Genomic DNA, 6177 nt, shown 5'->3' with positions numbered 1-6177 from the left:
TGCCTCTCGCTTCGCATCCTTGCCTGATTAGCTCTCGTGTTCTTATGGCAATCGGACCATATAATACTTTATATCTGTATTTTATTACCCAGATTACATGATATTTGATATCATAAACTGCATGACTATTCTTTTTATAGCCGTCCATACTTTTCACCTCACAACTTAAGTATGGACATCGAAGTGTAAGGCTAAAAGCGTATACCGTCTAAAGACGGTGGAGTTAGACCACGCATTTGGAAATTAAAATATGCGCAATGAAAATAGTTAGTTATCGTCTAATAATATAAATAAAAAAGTGAAAGCCATAAAGCTAGGGACTTATCCGAACAATTAAAGTTTCATTACCAATTTAAACGGAGGCAATATTATGACCGATCACCAAATCATTTCTGATTGGTTTTACCAATATAGTGATGATATTTATCATTTTTTAATTTATAGAGTTGGTTCTACTGACGTAGAGGATCTGGTTCAAGAAGTCTTCATAAAGGCAATTAAAGGATTAGAAACCTTTCAAGAAAATTCTCAACCAAAAACTTGGCTTTTTACGATTGCCCGAAATGTAGCCATTGATGAACTAAGAAAAAGAAATCGGAATAGATGGAAAAGCTACATTTTCAACGAAGAAAAACAGAAAGCCGTAAATGATAAAACTCCCGATGATCTTTTTCTTCTAAATGAGGAAACGATAAAACTTTACCAAGCGATACAGCTACTGAAGGTTAATTATCGAGATGTTGTCATTTTAAGAGGAATAAAAGAGCTTTCTGAAAAAGAGACATCTTCAATATTGAATTGGAGTGAAAGTAAAGTTCGTTCCACATACCACCGTGCAAAAAAAGCCTTATTGAAAAAGTTACAGTCCGAGCTAGGAGGAGAATATAGTGAACGGTAAGGATAAAAAACTAGAAAAAAAGCTAGGTGCTATGGCAAAACCTAGTTTGCATCCTGAAAAAAAGGAAGCCATCCATCAATCATTAATACAATTTAATTATAAATATAAACAAAAGAAAAGGAGTCGATCTATGATGAAAAGGTTTGTTGCAGGTTTAAGCGGGGTTGCTGCTATAGTTTTATTAGTCTTCTTTATCATGACATCCCCTAATGAGAAACCTCTAGATCATACAGTTGAGGAGCTGATACCTGATGAAACTGAAACCATTGAAGACCCAGAGACGGACAAAGAGCAAAATGAGATCACAGATATTGAAAAAGATGAAATTTCTGATCAAGAAAAAGATGTAAAAAAGGAGCCCGATGAAGCGACTATTAATCCATTGGAAAAATACCAAGTCTTTTCAGATTATCTACTTGATCATCCAGGGTATTTAAGTGAGGGGAGAACCTTTTATAAGGTCGAGAATACAGATTATTTCCTAGCATACGGTCACCAGGCACATGCTGTAAACAGGTATGAACTTTTTGAAGTAAAAGATACCGAAGTCATTCTTATCCGAAGTGTCGTTGATGATCAAGACTACGAAAGAATTGAATCAATCATTCATTTAGAAAATTGGCAAGAAGAAATGATACAATATTTACTAGAAGAAGTTGAACCAAAAAATGAACTCTTCTTCTCATACGATGAACAACAACCTGAAACAGTGTTAACAATTGATGGTGAGAATCACACGCTTTACCCAATTTATGTCACAAAAGAAAAAACCTACTTCTTTAAAAAAGGAGAAGGGCTTTGGGTAAAATTATTTAAAGATGAAGCTACTATCAATATGTATGGAGAAGAGCAAAAAGCTGTACGTCTCCAAGAATACCAGTAAAGCTAATAAACTGGGGATGTCACCTCATCCCCTCTTTCCCTACTTTACTATTTGCACCATTAAAAGATTATTCTTTGGTAATCAACTGACAACAAGCATACGAGAATTACTAATATTAATAATATATCTCTTCCTGTACGCCATTTTAAGAAATTCATTAATCGAAACAAAAACAAGGTTAACTTACAAGGCTAAGCCTTATAAGTCAACCTTATTCATCACTTCAGCATGCAAATTATTTAATGAGGGATACACATGTGCCAATCAATATTAGCGTAAATTTACGCTTACCTAATGGAACAACTAAATCCGCCTTTTTTTCTGTAGTCACTAATAGTTGTTTAGCTGACAGATAGAGAATACAATCGTGGAAAACGCTAAACATTTTCGTCTTCAAAATTACGGAAGCGCTTTCTTTTTGGGGTATACTAGAGAAATTATTCTAACTAAAAACTTGCTACTTTCTAACCTTTAAAACTAACTATTACTTAACGAAGTGATAAATGTAGGTCTTAATCTGGACAGTCACGAACCTTAGAAAAGGACTTGTTAATTATCAATGTGTTAGTATTAGGAATAGTCCTCTAAGTGCGATAGTATTTCTTTTCCTTTATCCGTAAGTACTTTTCCTCGCTTCATACATTGTTTACAGTCGTAAAGTTTTGTAGATTGATTCTTAGCTAATACCCATGCTGTATTCGCATCCTTCATATCAACATCCATATACCTGTCATATAGTTGATTTGCTTCTTCATTATTGAAGTATTCATACATTCCTTTTCCATTACATTTAGGACAAATCATTTCTAACCCATCAATAATTTCCATTTTTATCAACTCCTTTATTTAATTATATGATGAATAATCAGATATTAAACCTTTTAATTTAAATTCTATGGAAATACAAAAAAATATCATGTTATCGATTTTATTAAGTTTCGGGTACGTTTACGACTGAAGCGTTGCTTGATTTACTTTCTGAAGCTTTTTCGTGTAAATATTGAGTTCTCTTGTTTTGTTTTTCTCTTACCCTATTTTCGAGTAATTGATCGTTTCGTTATCGTTCTTACTTCTCTAAACCTCTTTTAGGGTACGTGTCGCACAAATCGTTACCGTTCTCACTGCCTACAACTTATCTCGAGCACGTATCAGCCGCACTTCTTCCCCACCTAATGCAAATCCATTATTACACAGTAATATTTGGATATTCTCTAATTAATACCTATTAATATAAGGTACTCATTCCCTTTATTCAAAATTTTAAAAAGCGTGTAGAATGAAGATTGGAATTCTAACCTCTGGAGGGATAGTCAAGGGGTTCTTAATCCTAAGGCGGAGTATGATTTTTAAATGGGTATGAGATTGCTAATAACTAAGCAAATAAAAAACCACCATAAATTACTTGGACGACAGACAAACAACCATTCAACGTAAAGAAAAGCTTATATAAAGCAAGCAACATGTTCATATAATGCAGTTTGCTTTTTTCACTAACAATATAACTTTTGGATCATCATAGATCATTTGTTGCGATCTCACACCCACTTAATATTTGGTTTAAAAGATTTTTTGTATTTCGGACACAAGACTAACCTATTTTTGAAAAAAGAGTTCTTAATGAAGCTTCTCTATAAATATGATTAATTATGAAGGGCAATTCGGTATAAGGAGGACGATATGAGTGAATATAGGAATATTAACCTCTGGCGGTGATAGTCAAGGAATGAACAGCGCCATCCGAGCTATTACACGTATTGCAATCATAAAAGGACATAAAGTAACTGGGATAAAAAAAGGATTCCAAGGATTAATGGATGGATTATTTGTACCGTTGGATCTTCGTGATGTCGGTGATATCCTTCATAGAGGGGGAACTTTTTTACAATCAGAACGATCTTCTGATTTTTATTTCCCAGAAGGACAAGAACGAGCCATTGCCCACTTAAAAGAAGCAAGTATTGACCACCTAGTCATTATCGGTGGAGATGGTAGTTATCGTGGGGCGCTAGCTTTATTCCAAAAAGGGATCAAGACTTACTGTCTCCCAGGAACCATTGATAATGATATTTCCTTTACTGATTATACGATTGGATTTGATACCGCTGTAAATATAGTCGTAAGCCTAATAAATAAAATTCGAGATACATCAACAAGTCATGATCGAACTAGTGTAATCATGGTAATGGGGAAAGGTTCGGGCAACATTGCTCTCCATTCAGGAATTGCAAGTGGAGCCGATGCAATACTTCTGCCAGAGGTTCCATGGTGTATCGAAGAAGTGTGTCACTCTATAAAAAAAGGTTACGATCGTGGGAAAAGACACGGAATTATTGTCGTAGCTGAAGGTGCAGGTTGTGGCAGTACAATTGCAAAAGAAATCGAAAAACGAACCCAGTTAGAAACAAGAAATACAAATTTAGGCCATGTTCAACGTGGAGGCAGTCCTAGTGCCTTTGATCGAATTTTCGCTAGTCGAATGGGAGATAAAGTGATCGAATGTATTGAAAACGGGATAGCTGGTGTTGCAGTTGGCATTGAACAAAATGAAATCACCTATCATTCAATAAAAGATGTTCTAAACAATAAGCCCGATTTTAACTACAAATTATATGAAATAGCCAAAAATTTATCTCAATGATTAATAAAACTAAATCCTATTGTTAATATCGTTCATCTACATCCTAATTCTTCTTTTGTGTTTATCAGTTAATTTTAAGATTGTCCTTCAAAAGCCATGGAAAAAACCTACCATGGCTTTTTCATGCATAATTAGAATTTGCTCTCAACAATTGATACTTTACGCGTAAAGTATATTTACCTTAACAAGAAAAGCGCAAGGCGCCCGCCTATCGGCGACAAACACTGGAAGACCTGCTCGTAGCGGTCGGGTTTTTGACCGAAAGAGAAGGTCTGAAGTGATCGAGCCGATGGCGCCTGGAGCTAGACAGTTTCCAAGTTAGAAATATATAAATTTTGATACTGCAAAAAAACTAGTCTTTTAAACAATGAGATCCTAGAACTAAACCGTTTTCTATTGTACACAAATTTGCGTTACCTATATACAAAAATAGCCACATACTTTGCGTATATGACTATCACTTTTGCAAAACCTTCTTCACTGATTACAACTATTGTTTGGTGTTTTGTCGTCCAGTTGGTGATATTGATTTTTCAAGTTCTTCATATGATAGAATATTATCTGAAGTCAACCCGTCATTATGAGTATTTCCTTTTTGACTACCACCTTTAGGATTATCTCGCTTCTTTTTATTTCTCAAGCCAAACCCCACCTTCTTTTTTCTACATATATAATATGAGAAAAACATGGTTAATTTATTCTAAGGAAAACCCGATCATTGAGGTATTTACGTAACCGCTATCTCTCTTTTTTTCTATACCGAACACGCATCCTTCTCTAACGTGACCTCTACCTTAATGTTGCCGTTATTCTCACAGATTTTTCAACGACTATTTAATGGTGTTAAAATTTCTGGGTGATCGTTCTTCGGTGAATTTACTAAAGTTGATACTTTATAGGAATTCATTTTATCTGCTGGATAAGGAATTAATAGTGATTTTAATAAATCGGTATCATTTACATCCGGATTAAGCCACATCTCATATGTATCTTCTGGCAAAATAACTGGCATTCGGTCATGTACATTTTTAGTAACCTCATTCGGTTTAGTGGTAATAATCGTACAAGATAGGACTGGTTCATTACTTACTTTTTGATTCCATTCAAATAAACCTGCCATGGCAAAAGGACGAAAATCTTTCATTTGGAAGCGATGCGGTTGTTTTCTACCGTCTTCTCTTTTTTCCCATTCGTAAAAACCGTCCGCTACGATTAAGCCTCTTCGTTTTTTGAACGCATGTTTAAATGAAGCTTTTTCATCAATTGTCTCTGCTCTTGCATTGATGAGTTTATATCCAATTTTAAAATCATCGGCCCAAAAAGGAATAAGTCCCCAACGCATAGTCTTACCTACTCTTTTTCTCCCTTCAAAAACAATTGTCATCACTTGTTGACTTGGGGCAATATTATATCGAGGATTTATGTCCACAGAAGTATCAAGCTGAAATTGTTCTTCTATACTGTGGCCATCAGTTGAAAGTGAAAATCTACCACACATGTTATCAACTCCTTAAACGACCACCCGCTAAAGCAGGTGGATTTGGACATAAAATGTCGACGACTAAAGTCGTTTCTTAAGACTGAAGTCCTCTCAAAGTCCAACATGCTTAAGCAAACTAAAATTTGACTAAACTCATTCTTCAATCCTAAATATGTCGTTCTTTTCTTCATTAAACTGGTTTGCAATATAATTTCTAATTGTTTCTTCATCCACATTTCCTACTGTGGCACAAAAATAACCTCTTGCCCATAAATGTT

The 6177-nt window shown here is 34.8% G+C and carries 8 protein-coding genes; 3 read left to right on the top strand and 5 right to left on the bottom strand.

Translation table 11 applies throughout. The features are described from left to right. A partial coding sequence (locus tag BKP37_RS16655; RefSeq protein ID WP_071310758.1) for a transposase occupies positions 1-148 on the bottom strand: 148 nt, incomplete at its 3' end. Between the two features lie 222 nt (positions 149-370). Between BKP37_RS16655 and BKP37_RS16650 the strand changes: the two genes are divergently transcribed. Both BKP37_RS16650 and BKP37_RS16645 read left to right on the top strand, forming a co-directional pair. Beyond that, the gene (locus tag BKP37_RS16650; protein WP_071310757.1) at positions 371-898 is read left to right on the top strand and encodes an RNA polymerase sigma factor; all 528 of its coding nucleotides are present in this window, start codon (positions 371-373) and stop codon (positions 896-898) included. Beyond that, a complete protein-coding gene (locus BKP37_RS16645) occupies positions 888-1781 on the top strand; it encodes a hypothetical protein (protein ID WP_071310756.1) in 894 nt (297 codons plus the stop codon). Before BKP37_RS16650 ends, BKP37_RS16645 begins: the two co-directional genes overlap by 11 nt. Positions 1782-2351: 570 nt before the next feature. Here BKP37_RS16645 and BKP37_RS16640 read toward each other — a convergent pair. After that, positions 2352-2609: a hypothetical protein gene (locus BKP37_RS16640; RefSeq protein WP_071310755.1), complete on the bottom strand. Its 258-nt coding sequence runs from the start codon at positions 2607-2609 to the stop codon at positions 2352-2354. A gap of 853 nt (positions 2610-3462) precedes the next feature. Here BKP37_RS16640 and pfkA point away from each other — a divergent pair. Beyond that, the gene (gene pfkA / locus BKP37_RS16635; RefSeq protein WP_281243091.1) at positions 3463-4419 is read left to right on the top strand and encodes a 6-phosphofructokinase; all 957 of its coding nucleotides are present in this window, start codon (positions 3463-3465) and stop codon (positions 4417-4419) included. A 490-nt stretch (positions 4420-4909) separates the two neighbouring features. On the opposite strand, the gene BKP37_RS20210 is transcribed toward pfkA, so the two are convergent. The 3 genes from BKP37_RS20210 to BKP37_RS16625 form a co-directional block, all read right to left on the bottom strand. Then, positions 4910-5059, bottom strand: a complete 150-nt coding sequence (locus BKP37_RS20210; RefSeq protein WP_169823168.1) for a hypothetical protein — start codon at positions 5057-5059, stop codon at positions 4910-4912. Positions 5060-5242: 183 nt separating this feature from the next. Continuing rightward, a complete protein-coding gene (locus tag BKP37_RS16630) occupies positions 5243-5917 on the bottom strand; it encodes an SOS response-associated peptidase (RefSeq protein WP_071310754.1) in 675 nt (224 codons plus the stop codon). A gap of 135 nt (positions 5918-6052) precedes the next feature. Continuing rightward, on the bottom strand, positions 6053-6177 hold a 125-nt coding region (locus BKP37_RS16625; RefSeq protein WP_211271462.1), incomplete at its 5' end, for a transposase.

Origin of the sequence: Anaerobacillus alkalilacustris, assembly GCF_001866005.1 — a bacterium.
Taxonomy (GTDB): Bacteria; Bacillota; Bacilli; order Bacillales; family Anaerobacillaceae; genus Anaerobacillus; species Anaerobacillus alkalilacustris.
This window is presented reverse-complemented; position numbering and strand designations above follow the sequence as displayed.